We start from the raw sequence: 13966 nt of genomic DNA, 5'->3' as shown, positions 1-13966 counted from the left end.
GAATGAAATTTTCAGTGCGAAAGACTGAGGGACTTGCGGTTAAACCGGCTCCCGCGCCAATCGTCATCGGTCAAGGTGAAGATGAATTCGCCCTCGTCGCGGCCCCTGAGGCGCGGAATGAAGGTTCCCGAAAAGCCATAGGCTCGAGCGATGCGGATCATGGGCTTATTGCGCTCCGAAACGCGCAATACCGCCATCTGACACCCAGCGTCCTCGAAAGCATAATCGAACATGCGCTGCAAGACGGGCCGAGTCAGCCACCGGCGCGATACGGCCGCCGCGGACATTTCGATCACCCCGGCGCGTGGCTCCCAATTATGGAAGACGACCGCCCCGGCTAGTTCTATGCCGTCGAAAACGCCCATGGCAACGGCATTGCCGAACCCAAGCCCGTAGCCCCCTATCGAGCGCTCCACGAAAGCGCATAGGTGACGGCAAAGCGCCGGGTTTTGACTATCGCCCCAAATAATGTTCATAGGACGCTACCGGCCTCGTATTGCAGATGGATGGCGATAAGCTCCAGATCGGGCGGAGAAATACGCCCCGAAGAGATAGCCACCCCCGCCGTCAGCGCCGTCCCCACCGCCGCAACGGACTGCCATTCACTCAGGAATTTCCGGCTCTCGGCATCGCCCCAGGTGCTTTCGCCCCAGATTGCTCCGCCCCACACATTACCGTTTGCATCGCCATAGCTTATCCCGGTGCCGGGGATTTCAACCTGATAGTCGGAGTTGGCGAAAAGCACCGGCTCGAATTTATTGTTCGTCCTCGCCAGACACCGCGCATGGAGCGCGATCTTCTGCGCCGGAGACGCCATGTCATCGAACCGTGGAAGCAGCACTGCCGAATATGGTTCTCCACACTCGGAGCCGCCTGTTTCACCTTGGATGACATACCCGTCACTGGTGCCAAAATAGAGCTTGTCATCGAACACAATGGCGCATCGAGCATCCCACCCGGTATACCTGCACCACGCTCCTGTTTTGGCATTGGCCACCAGCGAAAACTGTGTGTTGCCAGCGAAGGCCGGAACCACGACAAACAGCAGGCTTTCCGTGGGCCAGACGACGGCGCAGAAATCATACCCTGAATAGGCTCGCGAAAAGACCGTCTCCCTCCACAAGCTCTCAATGGGGAAGGTGATCGCAACCGACTGGAGCCCGGCGCGATCCTTCTGCATAATCTGGCTCATCGAAACTATGCCATCATCGGTGATGATGGCTATATCGCCGCCGGTCTTGAAAAATGCATTTTTGCCGAGCGGCTTGCCAATGACATAAGTCCCTACCTTCGACCAAGTGTCGATAGTGTCAGGGTTTGACCCCTGAAACACAGCGACTTCGCCCATGTCGGTGACGAAGACACACATATCATCCATCCCGCTGCCGCTGTCTGTGGACCATGTGCCGCCGAACAACAACACGCCGCCCTTCGTGAAGGTGCTTCCCATCGGCAATTCCTTGGCTTGGCCGCCATAGGAAAGAGTCGGCAAGTACCATGCCGACATGCTGTCGCCCTCAACAAAAAACAGTCGGTTTTGAAAGGACCACACCGCCGAAAGCTTGGCCGTATTGATACCTGTTATGCCCGGCGTGGTTTTATCGGTGATGTCGCTCCACTTGGAGCCGTCGAAGCGCTTCATCGGGTCTGCACCATTCACGGCGATCAACGATACGCTGCCGGCGCTGTTAGAAAATATCGCACTCGACCACTTCCCGCCGGATAAGCCTGAGAACACGGGGGATCGCTGCGTTATCGGCTCTGACGGTATGGTCACGTCAAAGATGGCGGTCGGCGTGGCCGCGAACAGCCTCTTAGCGCTGCCGGTTTCGTAGGCCATAAACGTTCGGATATCCTCTGGCCCGACATAAGCGCGCTTGGCGGTGCCGCGCCGCATCCGCGCGCCGCGTTCGGTGGGGAACCAATTATCCATGACTTCCGCGCCCTCGCCCTGCGGCACGGCGAGACTGTCATTCTGGATAAGGCCGCGACGGGGAGCGGGGAAAACCTTGGTGCCCGACGTTTGTGCACTGCTGGTGGACGGCCCAGAAAAGCGACTAAAAAGCATGGTCAGTACCCCACTGAATAATACAGCGTCTGATTTGTTGGAAGCTGACCGGGATCGTCAGCGGCGACGGCAAAATGTGTAGCGCTCGCCGGGATACCGAGAATAGTTGTGGCCGGAGCCTCAATAAAGGTGCCCTTGCGCCCGGCGGCGTTGACCGTGGCATCCCCGAAATTGATCCAGAATGCGCCATTGGAGCGCAGACGGATAATGGCGGCCCGGTCGGTTACCTTCCCCGCCAGCGATACGGGAGCGCTGGACGGATAGGAGCCGTCACCGGGCGCGCGAGGCAAATAAAGAATGCCGTTTGGCCCCTGCGGGGTGAACAGGATGCACGTCATCGCTACCCCCTCGGCGGGATAAAGTCGGGCACAGGAATATCAAACGGGCTGCGCATAACCGGCGCATCGCCAAAACAGATCGTGCGTATCCCGCGCGCGTCATTGATCAGGCGCGACAACCGTCCTTCATATTCGTTCAGCCGGTCGGCATAGGGCATGCCTTTCGCGCGACGAAAGCGCCAAACTACACCGATACGCACCAGATCGGATGGAAAGAGGATATCGGCATCTTCGTCATCCCAGGACGATTGCCTCTCACCCTTCGCAACGTTCCAGTTTTTCGAGACGTAGGAAACAATCACCTGCTGGTTCGCCTCGAGCGGGCGATAGAAGCCGATGGAGAATGCGCCATCGCTCCCTTGAATGCGGTAATAACGGTTGCCGGCGGCTGATCCCAGTTGCTTAAGGTGGGACCATGCTCCGTTGCTGGTGATCGGGATACATGCCCGGCGCGTCGTCGTTGGTTCGTAAACTGCCAGTTCGTCGCGCGTGACGCGCAGAAAATCGGCCGGGAGCGGGTAATTCTCCGCGCCGCTCCCCACTATCGTCAAGTCCAGTGTGATAGGGTTCGGCCAATCCAGCCGCTCTTGCAATTCCTCAACGGTCTCGCTGAGATAGTCCTTCATGTCCTGAAACGATTGGCCGGTCGCCGGAACCCATGCGAGCGGCGGCTTCAGCCTACACTCCCTTGCGGCCCGGTTCATGAGTTCCGACACCTTCGCCATCACCGCCCCCCGATCATAGCGAACAGACCGAACAGACCGAGAGCGAACGCGGCATATGCGAGCAGGACGGAAATTCGCCAATGCTGGCGGTCCTGCCCGACAAACTGCGATGCGGCGGCCAGAAACGCTGCCACCAGCGCCACGGCGCGCGAGAACTCACCGCCATAGACGATGATCCCGACGAGAAAGACCGCCGAAAAGACGGTCGCACTCAGGGCAAAGCCGAGGAACTCAAGCCCGCGCTCCATCAGCGGACCTCCTCAACAAGTCTGTAACCGACAGGGTCAAGGGAATTTCGTTTTGCGGTTGGCCGGGCTTGGCGGCTGAACATAACAAGTTCGGGCCATCTTGGGCCAAACGGCGCAAAGCTGAAGAAAGATAGTCCGCGCCGTCAAAACCCGGAGCCGTTACATGAATAACATAGCCGCCGATCAGGAGAGCCGGGCCGCCGGTCGTCTCGACTACTTTGGCGAATGCAGCCTCTTGCGTGAAATACTCCTTCGTAATCATACCGCGACCTCCGCTTCTTTCTCGGCTTTAGCCTTTCCGCCCTTCGCCTTGTTTGTCTCTTCCAGGAGCTCCATTGCGGCGGCGAGCTGCTCTTTCAGGCTGTCGATTTCGTCTTGCTGCGCCGAGAGCTTGTCGGCCACCACATTCCGGTCAGCGGCTTCAAGGAAGGCCCGAGCCTGCACAACAAAATCCCGAACGCCGGGCAGATGGATCTTGGAAATGACGCCATCGGTCAGGCTCGCCACTTCCTCGACGGTGCGGATACCGGCGCGATGGAAAGCCTGCGCCTGTTCCGGCGTCACACCCGCCCAGGCGGCGAGCGGCGTCCCCTCCATGGGCAACTCCTGCCCGCGCTTCCACGCCTCATAGGCAGGCTCAATCATCGCCCACCGGACGCGCATGAAACTAAGCTTCTTGCCATCATCGTCGTTTTCGATGAACTCCGGCGGCCTCAGGTTCTTTACGCGCTCCCAGATGCGCGTGGTCATGACCGCGTGAACCGGCGCATACTCGACATAATCCACCGGCACATCGCGCTTGCCGGTTTCTCGGTTCAATTCGTACTCGGTCTTGAAGCTGAGTACGCGGATAGTAGGGGCTTCCATCTTAAAATCCTCATTTCGCGGAAGGCTTGGAAGCGGGGCCGAAGCCCCGCGCTATTATGCCATCAGGCCCGCGGCCTTGAGCTTGGCGAGCAAGCCGTTGAAGTCGGACACCAGCCCGGCCACGTCCGTGGCAGTGCTGTTCGCCTGCGTGGCTGCCTGCCTGACGATGCCAGCGGCGGAAGTCGTCGCGGCCGGCGGCGTGTAGTTACCCGCCTTTGCCGTGGTCGCCGTTGTGCCGATGGTCGGGGCGAACGTGGATGGCTTGCCGGTGATGCTGTCCCACGACACCGACGAGGGAGCGCCAGAGGCTCCGGCATCGGACTTCGTGAACCACGCTTCATCGCCCGCGACGAGCGCGAAATCAGGGGAAGTATAGCCCCCGGCGCCCGCCGTCGCCTCGAATGTCACCGGGTCGATGGTGACGGTAGCCCCGGCGGCGATAGCCCCCGCCGCCTTGGCATAGATGCGGATAAGGCTATCATCGCCGGTGAACGTGGTGCCGAGCTTGAACTTGCTGGCCTCGTCGTTCTTTTCGCCGGGCTTCACGCCAATGAGTGGGGTAATCGGATAAGGCATTGTTCTCCTCCTTACTGATCGAAAAGAACGCCCTGGAGGGAACGGTTCGTGACAACCATATTGCCCATCCAGTAAATCGGCACAACAACGGCGTCCTGATTGGTCGGGCGCTTTTCTTCGTCCGGCGTCCACTTTGCTTCCTTATGCTGGACGATGTAGAGGTAATCCGTGTTCAGGAAGTACATCTTCTCAGCATTGGTCGCGAAATTGGTGTTATCATCAAAGATAACGCTGGCCGTCTTGTACTTGATGTTGATGAACCCGGCCTGCGCTAGATCGGCGTCCATGTAGCGCTGAAGCTGCTGCTCCCCGGCCTCATAGATCGAGTAGAGGTCATGGGAGGCAACAATCAGATCGGGCTTATCCGCGCCGCGATTGAGCGGGAGCCAGAGCTTGTTCATATCGCCCTTCAACTGCTGCGGCGTCAGCGTCTCAGCTTCTGCCGAAAGCTGACGGAACTTGTTACGCCAGAAAGGCCATGTCAAAGCATCAATGCCCCCCACGGTGCCCTGTCCATTGACCTGGATGATCTGTGACAGCCCACCGATCTGGTTGAGCATCGATCCGTCCGAATAGATATCGGTCGAAAATCCATTTGCCGCCGTCTTCAAGGCGTTATCCTTGCGCGCCTTGACGAGATTGATCATGCGTTCGCGGGAACCCATGTTCATGCGGATTTCTTTACCCGACGCCGTGACATGCAAGGCAATCTGCTGCCAGTCGAACTTGACAGAGGTAAGCACGTCCGACGCATTGGTATTCAGACCGTCATAGCCAGAATAGCGCTGATAGGTGCTGTTCTCCGCATATTCGATAGGACGAGCGATTTCATAACCGCCGTCTTCGGTGAGGATCTTCCCCTTCTTTTTCAAGGTGTTCAGAAGGGCGTTGTGCTTGCTCACGTTGTCAGTGACCTTCGTGGACCAGTTGCGGTCCGTAGTCGTCACCATTTCCGTGAATACCTGGGATGGAGTGGGCATGTGGTTTCCCTATTAGCTTGTCATCATCCGGTCATAGGCCGCCGCCATGGCTTCTTCCTCGCTCATGGGACGTTCCTTGCCGGTCGATGTGGATTTCACGTTGATGGATGCGGCTTTTCGCGCTGCCTCGGTCCGTTTCGGGTCCGGCTTCGCTACCGTCGCCTTAGCTTCGGATGCGGCAACCTTTTCCCTGACTTCCGGTATTGCGTTGACTGCCATGTCATATGCTGCCTCAAGCACGTCCCTCAGGGGCGCGCTCGGCTTCGATTTCAAAGCAATGTCGATGAACGCGGGAAGACTGGCCTCGATGTCGGTATAGTGCGGCTTGCTCTTGGCGAAGTCGTCTATGATCCTCTCGGCGTCCTTCTGCGCCATCATTGCTTCGACATGCTTGTTTATTGCTGCCGGGTCACCAAGGCTTTGAAGCTGGCCTTTCAGGCTCGCTATCTCCCTTTGCAGCCCCTGCACCAAATGCTGATCCGGGGTAGGCTGCTGGCCGGAAAGAGCCTGCGCCACCCCACCAAGAACTCCGTATGTCTGCGCAATCTGGAGGATAGTCCCCACAGGATCGCGGTTGAGATTGACCTGCACTGCGCCAAGCTCAAGCGCGCCCTGCGCGAGCTGTTCCGGCGTCATGCCGTCGAAAAGCTCCGGCATCTGCTGCCGGGCCGTCGATAAGCGGTCGATGATGGGCTTGTTCTCACCCAGAAACCGGCCCATCTCTCCGAACTTCCGATCAATCTCGCCCTGGTACGTCGCCAGCGCCTCGCGCGCCTTTGGCGTCATATTCGCCCATTCGTCCTTGATCGCCTGGGGCATGTGCGCCGGGGCCGGGGCGGCGTCTCCGGCTGTCGAACCCGGCGCTCCCTCCCCGGCCCCTTCCTCGCCTTCCAGCGAAGCTTCGCCCGCACCATCGTCGGCGCCGTCACCCTGCTTGGCGGTAAACTTACCATCGTGGCCGCGCTCAGGACCGCCTTGCTTCGTGAGCCGGTCAAAGACGGCCCCCATCGCATCATCTTCAGACGGTTCACCGGTGTCGCCGCCGATAATGGCGTTCTCCACCGGCGGCGCGGCGCTTTCGATCTGCGGGGCTGAAATTTCGGCGTTCTCGACAGTCATAAATATTCCTCGGAAACCTTCAGGCCATGCCGGGCGGCAAAAGCCTTGTTCTTGATTTTGCCTTTGGTCGGAGATAGTGACGGCTCATATTCCACGCAGTTATTGCGCTTCAGGTCTTCACGGCGCTCAGATCGAGACGTGATCGGCTTGCCGTCGACGGGCGAGCGATATTCTGGAATGTCGGAAATAACCGCTGGCATGCAGATTTCACCGGCATACGGCAAATCCATCGCCTCGCCGGTACGCTTGTCCACAAAGCCGCCCTTTCGCCAGACATACACGCCCAAAACCGCCTCCTTTCAAGACAGCCTGAGCATCGGAAAAACCGCGCGAAAGAAGGAGGGATTTGAAAAATGGCGATCTCAGGCGCTAAAACTTGACATCCACCAAAGAATGTAACTTCATTCGCACCATAAAAGGGGGCGTACAGTGTCAGGCATCTCTAATTTCAGCTCATCGGGTCGGCTGTTCTGCGACGGCGAGGATGTATCGCCCGTCGAATATGTCATACAGGTACTGAGCGAAGGACCGGGCCGCTATGCCCGCGGGACGATGTGGGCCGACATTGATGCTCTCACCACGGCCATGCTTGCCTCTTCCGTCCAAATCTCCTCCGACGAGCGCGAGGGTAAAATCGCCGTCGAAGTGAAGGAGGTGAAGGGCGACGGAAGCGCAATCTTCGCCATTTCAGGGAAGCACAGCTTTTAACGGTCGGCGTGCCGTACCCTATGCGCCCACCATAACCGGCCTGCCCTGCACGGCTTCGAGCTGCAATTCCGCCGCCCTGATTTGGCCGTGCTGCTGGATTTCCTGCGCCTTCAGGCCAAGCTCCTGCTCCTTCAGCTCAAGCTCGCGCATCTTGATCTGCAATTCGACCTTGGCTTTCTCGAAATCGATCTCGAGCTTTTTGGCCTCCATCTCCATCTTCTTCTGCGCCGCCTCCTGCGCGGGGTCTGGCTTTTCCTGCCCTGCCGCCTCTTTCGCGCTCTGCGACATCCGTTCAATGGCGTCCTCGGCCTGCTTTCCAAGCCGGAAGACGCGCACGAACGACGCATAGATTTCCGACATGGGTTCAGCCATCTGCGGTGCCTGGGCGACAACCGGGGCCATAGTCGAGAAGAATTGAGCGGTGCCTTGCAGGAACTCGGCCATTTCGCCCTTCACGCGGGACAGATCGGCCTTAACCGTGCTGTCGCTCTCCACGTCAACGCGGTACGACGACGATACAGGGTTGTTCATCAGCTCCATGATTTCCGGCGTGATCTCGATGCCGGTCATCTCCTGCAATGTCGCCGAAGAGAACTTGGTGACGATAATGTCCGCCATCATGCAGAAGATATCACGAACCTGTCGCTCAATCATGCGCTGCATCTTCTGGATGCGCAGTGATCCCCATTGTGTCTTGATCTGCTGCGCGCCCAGCGTTTCGTTCGCGTTCGACGCGCCGCGCACGATATCGGAGATGCCGGTGATTTCGTAAATCGCGGCCTTGACCTCGCCGCGCTGCTGATAAAGCTGCTGGAGGACAGCAATGGCCTGCTGGATGGGCCACCACACCACAGCCTTCTCCAAGCCGCCGGTCTGCGCCAACTGCTCGACGTTTTCGATTGCGATCAGTTCGTTGTCGCCTGCCTCTGCCAGCCGCTTGATATCCGAAGCGTCACCGATGACGCCGCCGCGCACCTTCAACCCCTTCATGATGGCGTTGATGCGCTTGGTGCAAAGGTCAAGTTCGTCGGCCAGCTTCTTATAGACCGTGAACGGGCAAACGGGAGTCATGTTGCCAGTCAGCGTGATCGGCTGCACAATCTCCGGCGTCGGGAAAAAGCCGGGCAAGCCTAGCGGATCATCCTCGATCCGCTGCACTCGCCCGCTGTTCGCGTCCACAAACCACACCTGCTTGGTGCGCTTGTCCCAGATTTCCCATATCTGGATATCGTCTTCGTCATCGTCCTGGCCGTCCATGGTCGCGGGCTGCGATGAATAAAGATCGTCGTCACGGAAGTCTTCAAGGTCATCGCGGGGCATTGAATGCAGGAACGCAATCCACGGCACGTCCTTCCAGCGCTTGGCCTTGCCCATGCGGAAATCGCGCCATGACCACGCCTGAAACTCGATGGTCTCATTTTGCGGCACTATTGTCGGTTCGCCCGTTTCCGGATCGGGCGCTTCTTGCTCAAGGAAAGTCGCCTCAAAGGACAGCCGGACGATACCGCGACCGGAAAGAAAGCTGTCCTGTGCAACGCTTTCTATTTCCTTGTCGAGCCGGTTGTCATCGATCATGACGGTAATGGCCCGCTCGATCATCGTCCCGAAATCCTTGGCGGCTTGATCCGATGCAATCTTTGCCTGCCACGCCTGCACCTGCTGTTGGAACTGCTGCATGGCCTGCTGGTTAGGCGCGCCGGGCTGACCATCCGGGCCGGGCTGCGCTTGCGGCGGCTGCGGTGCCGGGCCTATCGCCAGTATGAACCGGCGGCGCACATCGGGAACCGGCGTGGAATTGTAGATCGCCGGGACAATCGTTTCCACGTTGGAATGCAGGATGTTGAAATCGTACAGCTTGCCGGACCGCGCCTTCGGATTGCAGGCATAGACCTTTTCCGCCGCCTCGGCGTCCTTGCGCCAATCCTCTTCGCGCGTCTCGGCTGCTCGAATGCGTTCAAGCCATTTGCCGCCCTTTTCGAGCAGCTTTTCGCCTTCCGGGGTGCCTTGTGCGGTCGCGTCCTGTTCCATGATCGCAGGCTATGGATATGGACGCGAAAGAGAGAGGGACTTGCGAACGATACCCGACCGTTAACCAAGCGGCATCCGTACCGTTGCCGACTCGCTTGCCGTATGGCAGAAGCTCCATATTCAACCATGGGTCGGGGAACATGCATATTTTCGCTAGCTGGTCCGGCGAGGACAGCAGACAAATCGCTGAATTGCTAAAATCGTGGATACCTTGCGTCCTTCAAGACGTGGACGTTTACGTCTCGTCACGAGACATCGGTAAGGGTGAGCGGTGGGCGTCATCTGTTACAGCACATCTTTCGGAAATCGACTTTGGCATCGTCGTAGTTACCAAAAATAACATGAATGCACCCTGGATACTGTTCGAAGCAGGCGCACTATCTAAAAGTGTAAAAAGTCGTGTTATACCGCTTCTGTGCGGCGTACATCGTATTGATACGGCGAACAGCCCGCTAACACAATTCCAATATGCAATAGTGGAAAAAAAAGAGGAAATTAAAGCCGTAATAGAGCAGGTGAATTCTGCAATGGTTAAACCTCTGGATCAAAAGCGACTTGATAACGCTTTCGATAAATGGTGGCCAGACTTTCAAAACGAGTACAGCCGCATTGAATTAATTTCCACGAGAGATGGAAAGAAAGTAACCGAAAGTGACCGCTTAGATAAAATAGAAGCAGCCATTGAAGAGCTTCTAATATCTTCTCGGCGCTCAAGCAGATACGAAACAGTAAATACTGGAGTCCCCGCATGGGCGACGACGGAGATTGCTTCACTATTCAACGATTCTAAAAGAAAATCTGATTGGATCAAGTATCTTATTAAGTCAAATCCAGCGGATATCGTACTCGCGCGTAAGGAAAAGCCGGAAGACGAGCCTGACGTGTCCAGCTAATCTTCCCTCTCTCTCCGCCTGCGAACCATGGCCTCCACGGCGTCCTTCACGCTCATGTTGCCCTGGATAAGCCCGGTCGGTCCCACCAGATATTCCAGCTCTCTCGGCTTAGCCGGCGGCTCGTCCTTCGGCTTGGCGTCTTTCCATGCCAGCGAGAGGTACCGGAAGCTTGATGCGATATGCTCGCACCAGTCTTTCACCGGGTTGTCACGGAACACCTTCAGCTCGTCATCCCACTCGCGCCGGAACTGCTTCAGGCCCTCTATGCCAAGCTCACAGCGCTCAGCATCAAACACCGCTGCCTTGATTGTCTGCCGGGCAGCGTTGATACCATCCGCCACCGACACCTTCGCCACGCGCACCGGCCTGCGGCCCAACATCTTCAGCGTCTCGAACCGCGTCCGCTTCGTCCCCCACTCCTGCACTACGATATCATGCGGCACATAGTCGTTGCCTTTGTAATCCCGATTATCAAGCCATTTCACCCACTCTTCCAGATCGTCGCTGTCCGGTCGGTAGAAATCCACAATGCGCGGCCCGGCCTCACCGGGGATCACTTGAAAACACCAGATCGGATTGTTGGACGCCTTGCCCAAATCCCATGCCGTATGAACAGGATACCGCTTATCGACGGGGACGGTCCGAATTCGGCCCTCGCGCTCGGCGGTGTTCATTTCAGCGCCGAAATAGGCACCAACCATCGCGCCGGAGAAGGAGCAGTAATATTCCTGTTCGAACATTGCCAAGCCAAGGTCTTCTCCATACAGGTCCTTGTATTCGGCCAAGCTCTCGGCAAGCTGTTCAGCGCTTAAAGCCCTCGTCTCGTGGATGCTGGACAGTTGCGCAAACCATTGGTCATTGGTCTTTGCGCGGTCGTACATGGTCTTTGCGTGGTTATTGCCGCGTGGAGTCGTGATGAAAACGGCGGTCCCGTCCGTTTCCTCGATCATGGGCTTATGGTAGGCCCACGCCGCCGGGTTGCACAGCGCCCATTCCGAATAGGCAACGCCCACCGGCCCGGAGCCTACGGTGGCATTGTACCGGTCGGAGCCAAGAAGCTGCCACGTCGAACCCCAAACCGTTTCTATGAACATGTCGTTGTCGTTTATGCGCTTCCTGATTTCAGGCGGGAACGCCTCATCAATGCGGCGCTTCCCGGTTCGGCCATTGACGCCGTTCCAAATCGCCTTGCGCGCCTGCGCGTATTCAGGGAAGCAATGCCAATAGGTTCCCACGCGCTTCTGTGATAGCTCGCGGAAACCGTTCAGTACGATTTCATCCTTACCCCACCGGCGATGCGCGATTTCAATGAGGCGCTTCTTCTTCTGCTGAACAAGGGCCTCGTGAAATGCGCGCTGATACCACCGAACGCGGAATTGATGGATCATTCTTCGCCCGGCCCCGCCTCATAGACCGTCTGGAAGGTGACGCTCGTTTGCTGCTGCACGTCCTGCTTATCGGCAAGGCCCAGATCGCGGGAAATGATATTGGCATTCAACAGGTCCGCCGCCGCCCCGGAGAATTTTTGCTGATAAATCACATCCTCCACCCGTGAAATGACGTCACGTAAATCGGGACGGCTTTCCCTCCATTCTGTCCACTGCTTGCGCGACACGTCGATGAAGAAGCATAGGCCGGCAAGCGTCATAGCTCGCATCTTGGCGACAGGCTCATGCGTTGCCATCCCTTGGAAGGTGACAAGACGATCCTCATAGAGTGGGTTCGCCTCCACCCACTCGAAATATTCACAGCAGGCCGCCCATAGCGCTTCCGGCGTTTCGAATTTCGGATTAGGGCCGTGAGAGGATCGAGCCTCCCAGAAGCGATTGCCGGGCAGGAAGCGCCCTTTCTCGTCGCGGTCAGGCATGGGTCACCGCCTCCTTCAGTCTCATCTGCACGAGCCGGGGGTGGATCGAGAGCGCCTTTGCAATCTCCTTCACTTCAAAGCCGCGCGTTTTCAGTTCGATGATGTTCCGCCGCCGGGCTTCAGCCGCCATTATGCGCTTTGCCGGGCGGGTTCTGGTGGCGCGGGGATCGCCTGCTTTTCGCCCGCTGCGAATATACCGGCGGACGGTCTCAATCGAGATATCCAGTTCCTCGGCTATCTCGGCGGCAGTGCGATACTCCCACCACATGGTCAAGGCGCGGTCTTTTCGCTTGAACACCACTGGGTGAGGCTTGCCGCCCTTCTTGTTCCGAGAGGAATAGGCATGAAACGGGGTCATGGTTAACCCCTTACGCAGCAGTGCTTAGCCTGCGGATTTCCGCAAGGGCTTCGGCGTGGGATTTTGCGCTGACAACCGCACCGGTGAGCGAGCAACGGGCGAGATAGGTGCCGTCCTGGGTAACGACGATAGCAAAGTTCTTCATGTGGCTTCCTCGATCTGGCGGACCTGAGGTGAAAGCCACGGTAGGGCGAACCGTATATAGCGCGTTCGGCTAAGCCAGGCAACAACATATAGAGTGTCAATCTGTCAACGTATCTATATACACCCCTGAAATTTCACTCATGAGAATACGATTTTTCATTTTGGTTGACATGTTGACAGGTTTTTTAATTTATTGATTTTGTTATATATTTTCCTATGAAATCCGTCACCTAACCCGTCAACCCGTCAACTATCCAATGCGAACCTGTCAATAGAAAAGGGGAATGTGTCGCTGTCAAAAAAGTGACGGGTTTGACTAAATACATCTTTACACAACGTTGTGTATTGTGTATAAATGTGTAAATCCAATGAGGAACACGAAATGAGCCCGAAGCGATCCCCACTCACCCCGCGCGAAGTTGTCAAAATGCTGCGCGCTGACGGATGGGAGATCAAGCGCAAGGGTCCCGGCGACCATGTTCAATACACTCACCCGACCAAGAGCGGTAAGGTGACGGTGGACATGGGCACCCCGGAGTTCCCTATTAAAACGTTGAAGTCGATATTCAAGCAGGCAGGCTGGGACTGGTAAGTCCCGGTTCAACAAAAGGAGCGCATGACGTGCCCATAGCTTACGCAATCATCCATGAGGAAAACGGCCATTACGGCATTTCCTTCCCCGACTTTCCGGGCTGCATTTCAGGAGGCAATTCGGAGGAGGAGGCTATTCGTCGCGGAACTGAAGGCCTGAATTTTCATGTCGCCGGTATGATCGAAGACAACGACCCGCTGCCCGTACTGCGGACGATTGCGGAACTTAGAAGCGATCCGGACCTTGCGGACGATCTACAGGACGGAGTTTTAACCCTTATTCCCTTCGACCTTCCGGGCAAAGCCGTTCGCATCAACGTGTCTATGGACGAGAACCTTCTAGACGCCATAGACCGCGATGCATCACGGCGCGGACAGAGCCGATCCGCCTATCTGGCCGATGCTGCAAAATCACGGTTGCGCGGCGCGGCATAGGGCATACATCAGAAAGGCCCG

The 13966-nt window shown here is 57.3% G+C and carries 20 protein-coding genes; 4 read left to right on the top strand and 16 right to left on the bottom strand.

Going from position 1 to position 13966, the window contains the following annotated elements; translation table 11 throughout:
* Nucleotides 1-11: 11 nt before the first annotated feature.
* The 11 genes from ACOWVG_RS00320 to ACOWVG_RS00270 are packed head-to-tail and all read right to left on the bottom strand — an operon-like array spanning nucleotide 12 to nucleotide 7202.
* A complete protein-coding gene (locus tag ACOWVG_RS00320; RefSeq protein ID WP_420959365.1) occupies nucleotides 12-476 on the bottom strand; it encodes a GNAT family N-acetyltransferase in 465 nt (154 codons plus the stop codon).
* Nucleotides 473-2068, bottom strand: coding sequence for a hypothetical protein (locus ACOWVG_RS00315; RefSeq protein ID WP_420959364.1), 1596 nt, complete (start codon nucleotides 2066-2068; stop codon nucleotides 473-475). Before ACOWVG_RS00315 ends, ACOWVG_RS00320 begins: the two co-directional genes overlap by 4 nt.
* A 2-nt stretch (nucleotides 2069-2070) precedes the next feature.
* Nucleotides 2071-2406, bottom strand: a complete 336-nt coding sequence (locus ACOWVG_RS00310; RefSeq protein WP_420959363.1) for a hypothetical protein — start codon at nucleotides 2404-2406, stop codon at nucleotides 2071-2073.
* 2 nt (nucleotides 2407-2408) lie between these two features.
* Nucleotides 2409-3131 carry a hypothetical protein gene (locus ACOWVG_RS00305; RefSeq protein ID WP_420959362.1) on the bottom strand — a complete coding sequence of 241 codons (723 nt, stop codon included), beginning with the start codon at nucleotides 3129-3131 and terminating at the stop codon, nucleotides 2409-2411.
* Nucleotides 3131-3379, bottom strand: coding sequence for a hypothetical protein (locus ACOWVG_RS00300; protein WP_420959361.1), 249 nt, complete (start codon nucleotides 3377-3379; stop codon nucleotides 3131-3133). Before ACOWVG_RS00300 ends, ACOWVG_RS00305 begins: the two co-directional genes overlap by 1 nt.
* Nucleotides 3363-3641 (bottom strand): hypothetical protein, encoded by a 279-nt coding sequence (locus ACOWVG_RS00295; RefSeq protein WP_420959360.1) that lies wholly within the window; start codon nucleotides 3639-3641, stop codon nucleotides 3363-3365. The genes ACOWVG_RS00300 and ACOWVG_RS00295 overlap by 17 nt, the downstream gene beginning before the upstream one ends.
* Entirely contained in the window at nucleotides 3638-4246 is a 609-nt protein-coding gene (locus ACOWVG_RS00290) for a hypothetical protein (RefSeq protein ID WP_420959358.1), read from the bottom strand. The genes ACOWVG_RS00295 and ACOWVG_RS00290 overlap by 4 nt, the downstream gene beginning before the upstream one ends.
* A gap of 54 nt (nucleotides 4247-4300) precedes the next feature.
* Nucleotides 4301-4822 carry a head fiber protein gene (locus tag ACOWVG_RS00285; RefSeq protein ID WP_420959357.1) on the bottom strand — a complete coding sequence of 174 codons (522 nt, stop codon included), beginning with the start codon at nucleotides 4820-4822 and terminating at the stop codon, nucleotides 4301-4303.
* Between the two features lie 11 nt (nucleotides 4823-4833).
* The gene (locus ACOWVG_RS00280) at nucleotides 4834-5772 is read right to left on the bottom strand and encodes a phage major capsid protein (RefSeq protein ID WP_420960132.1); all 939 of its coding nucleotides are present in this window, start codon (nucleotides 5770-5772) and stop codon (nucleotides 4834-4836) included.
* Between the two features lie 42 nt (nucleotides 5773-5814).
* Entirely contained in the window at nucleotides 5815-6921 is a 1107-nt protein-coding gene (locus tag ACOWVG_RS00275) for a hypothetical protein (RefSeq protein WP_420959356.1), read from the bottom strand.
* Nucleotides 6918-7202 (bottom strand): hypothetical protein, encoded by a 285-nt coding sequence (locus ACOWVG_RS00270; RefSeq protein ID WP_420960131.1) that lies wholly within the window; start codon nucleotides 7200-7202, stop codon nucleotides 6918-6920. The genes ACOWVG_RS00275 and ACOWVG_RS00270 overlap by 4 nt, the downstream gene beginning before the upstream one ends.
* Nucleotides 7203-7350: 148 nt before the next feature.
* On the opposite strand from ACOWVG_RS00270, the gene ACOWVG_RS00265 reads away from it, so the two are divergent.
* A complete protein-coding gene (locus tag ACOWVG_RS00265; protein WP_420959355.1) occupies nucleotides 7351-7629 on the top strand; it encodes a hypothetical protein in 279 nt (92 codons plus the stop codon).
* Between the two features lie 18 nt (nucleotides 7630-7647).
* Here the strand turns inward: ACOWVG_RS00265 and ACOWVG_RS00260 are convergent, their stop codons facing one another.
* Nucleotides 7648-9657, bottom strand: a complete 2010-nt coding sequence (locus ACOWVG_RS00260; protein WP_420959354.1) for a hypothetical protein — start codon at nucleotides 9655-9657, stop codon at nucleotides 7648-7650.
* 140 nt (nucleotides 9658-9797) lie between these two features.
* Here ACOWVG_RS00260 and ACOWVG_RS00255 point away from each other — a divergent pair, with 140 nt between their 5' ends.
* Nucleotides 9798-10550: a TIR domain-containing protein gene (locus ACOWVG_RS00255; RefSeq protein WP_420959353.1), complete on the top strand. Its 753-nt coding sequence runs from the start codon at nucleotides 9798-9800 to the stop codon at nucleotides 10548-10550.
* Here the strand turns inward: ACOWVG_RS00255 and ACOWVG_RS00250 are convergent.
* Genes ACOWVG_RS00250 through ACOWVG_RS00235 form a run of 4 tightly spaced genes read right to left on the bottom strand, consistent with a single transcriptional unit; the run spans nucleotide 10547 to nucleotide 12920 of the window.
* Complete coding sequence (locus ACOWVG_RS00250; protein ID WP_420959352.1) at nucleotides 10547-11938, bottom strand: hypothetical protein; 1392 nt, start codon at nucleotides 11936-11938, stop codon at nucleotides 10547-10549. The two genes, ACOWVG_RS00255 and ACOWVG_RS00250, sit on opposite strands and share 4 nt — an antisense overlap.
* A complete protein-coding gene (locus ACOWVG_RS00245; RefSeq protein WP_420959350.1) occupies nucleotides 11935-12417 on the bottom strand; it encodes a DNA-packaging protein in 483 nt (160 codons plus the stop codon). Before ACOWVG_RS00245 ends, ACOWVG_RS00250 begins: the two co-directional genes overlap by 4 nt.
* On the bottom strand, nucleotides 12410-12775 hold the full coding sequence (locus ACOWVG_RS00240; protein ID WP_420959349.1) for a hypothetical protein: 366 nt from the start codon (nucleotides 12773-12775) through the stop codon (nucleotides 12410-12412). Before ACOWVG_RS00240 ends, ACOWVG_RS00245 begins: the two co-directional genes overlap by 8 nt.
* A 10-nt stretch (nucleotides 12776-12785) precedes the next feature.
* The gene (locus ACOWVG_RS00235) at nucleotides 12786-12920 is read right to left on the bottom strand and encodes a hypothetical protein (RefSeq protein WP_420959348.1); all 135 of its coding nucleotides are present in this window, start codon (nucleotides 12918-12920) and stop codon (nucleotides 12786-12788) included.
* A 381-nt stretch (nucleotides 12921-13301) separates the two neighbouring features.
* Here ACOWVG_RS00235 and ACOWVG_RS00230 point away from each other — a divergent pair, with 381 nt between their 5' ends.
* Both ACOWVG_RS00230 and ACOWVG_RS00225 read left to right on the top strand, forming a co-directional pair.
* The gene (locus ACOWVG_RS00230; protein ID WP_420959347.1) at nucleotides 13302-13511 is read left to right on the top strand and encodes a type II toxin-antitoxin system HicA family toxin; all 210 of its coding nucleotides are present in this window, start codon (nucleotides 13302-13304) and stop codon (nucleotides 13509-13511) included.
* Nucleotides 13512-13540: 29 nt separating this feature from the next.
* Entirely contained in the window at nucleotides 13541-13945 is a 405-nt protein-coding gene (locus tag ACOWVG_RS00225) for a type II toxin-antitoxin system HicB family antitoxin (protein ID WP_420959346.1), read from the top strand.
* Nucleotides 13946-13966 lie beyond the last annotated feature (21 nt).

This window comes from Brucella sp. IR073, assembly GCF_049065735.1.
GTDB lineage: Bacteria > Pseudomonadota > Alphaproteobacteria > Rhizobiales > Rhizobiaceae > Paramesorhizobium.
This window is presented reverse-complemented; position numbering and strand designations above follow the sequence as displayed.

What these genes read in the sequence shown, in the direction of transcription:
- ACOWVG_RS00235 (WP_420959348.1), bottom strand. Translation starts at nt 12,920, where the DNA reads ATGAAGAACTTTGCTATCGTCGTTACCCAGGACGGCACCTATCTCGCC.
- ACOWVG_RS00320 (WP_420959365.1), bottom strand. Translation starts at nt 476, where the DNA reads ATGAACATTATTTGGGGCGATAGTCAAAACCCGGCGCTTTGCCGTCAC.
- ACOWVG_RS00245 (WP_420959350.1), bottom strand. Translation starts at nt 12,417, where the DNA reads ATGCCTGACCGCGACGAGAAAGGGCGCTTCCTGCCCGGCAATCGCTTC.
- ACOWVG_RS00300 (WP_420959361.1), bottom strand. Translation starts at nt 3,379, where the DNA reads ATGGAGCGCGGGCTTGAGTTCCTCGGCTTTGCCCTGAGTGCGACCGTC.
- ACOWVG_RS00290 (WP_420959358.1), bottom strand. Translation starts at nt 4,246, where the DNA reads ATGGAAGCCCCTACTATCCGCGTACTCAGCTTCAAGACCGAGTACGAA.
- ACOWVG_RS00315 (WP_420959364.1), bottom strand. Translation starts at nt 2,068, where the DNA reads ATGCTTTTTAGTCGCTTTTCTGGGCCGTCCACCAGCAGTGCACAAACG.
- ACOWVG_RS00285 (WP_420959357.1), bottom strand. Translation starts at nt 4,822, where the DNA reads ATGCCTTATCCGATTACCCCACTCATTGGCGTGAAGCCCGGCGAAAAG.
- ACOWVG_RS00255 (WP_420959353.1), top strand. Translation starts at nt 9,798, where the DNA reads ATGCATATTTTCGCTAGCTGGTCCGGCGAGGACAGCAGACAAATCGCT.
- ACOWVG_RS00295 (WP_420959360.1), bottom strand. Translation starts at nt 3,641, where the DNA reads ATGATTACGAAGGAGTATTTCACGCAAGAGGCTGCATTCGCCAAAGTA.
- ACOWVG_RS00260 (WP_420959354.1), bottom strand. Translation starts at nt 9,657, where the DNA reads ATGGAACAGGACGCGACCGCACAAGGCACCCCGGAAGGCGAAAAGCTG.
- ACOWVG_RS00250 (WP_420959352.1), bottom strand. Translation starts at nt 11,938, where the DNA reads ATGATCCATCAATTCCGCGTTCGGTGGTATCAGCGCGCATTTCACGAG.
- ACOWVG_RS00280 (WP_420960132.1), bottom strand. Translation starts at nt 5,772, where the DNA reads ATGGTGACGACTACGGACCGCAACTGGTCCACGAAGGTCACTGACAAC.
- ACOWVG_RS00240 (WP_420959349.1), bottom strand. Translation starts at nt 12,775, where the DNA reads ATGACCCCGTTTCATGCCTATTCCTCTCGGAACAAGAAGGGCGGCAAG.
- ACOWVG_RS00275 (WP_420959356.1), bottom strand. Translation starts at nt 6,921, where the DNA reads ATGACTGTCGAGAACGCCGAAATTTCAGCCCCGCAGATCGAAAGCGCC.
- ACOWVG_RS00305 (WP_420959362.1), bottom strand. Translation starts at nt 3,131, where the DNA reads ATGGCGAAGGTGTCGGAACTCATGAACCGGGCCGCAAGGGAGTGTAGG.
- ACOWVG_RS00230 (WP_420959347.1), top strand. Translation starts at nt 13,302, where the DNA reads ATGAGCCCGAAGCGATCCCCACTCACCCCGCGCGAAGTTGTCAAAATG.
- ACOWVG_RS00310 (WP_420959363.1), bottom strand. Translation starts at nt 2,406, where the DNA reads ATGACGTGCATCCTGTTCACCCCGCAGGGGCCAAACGGCATTCTTTAT.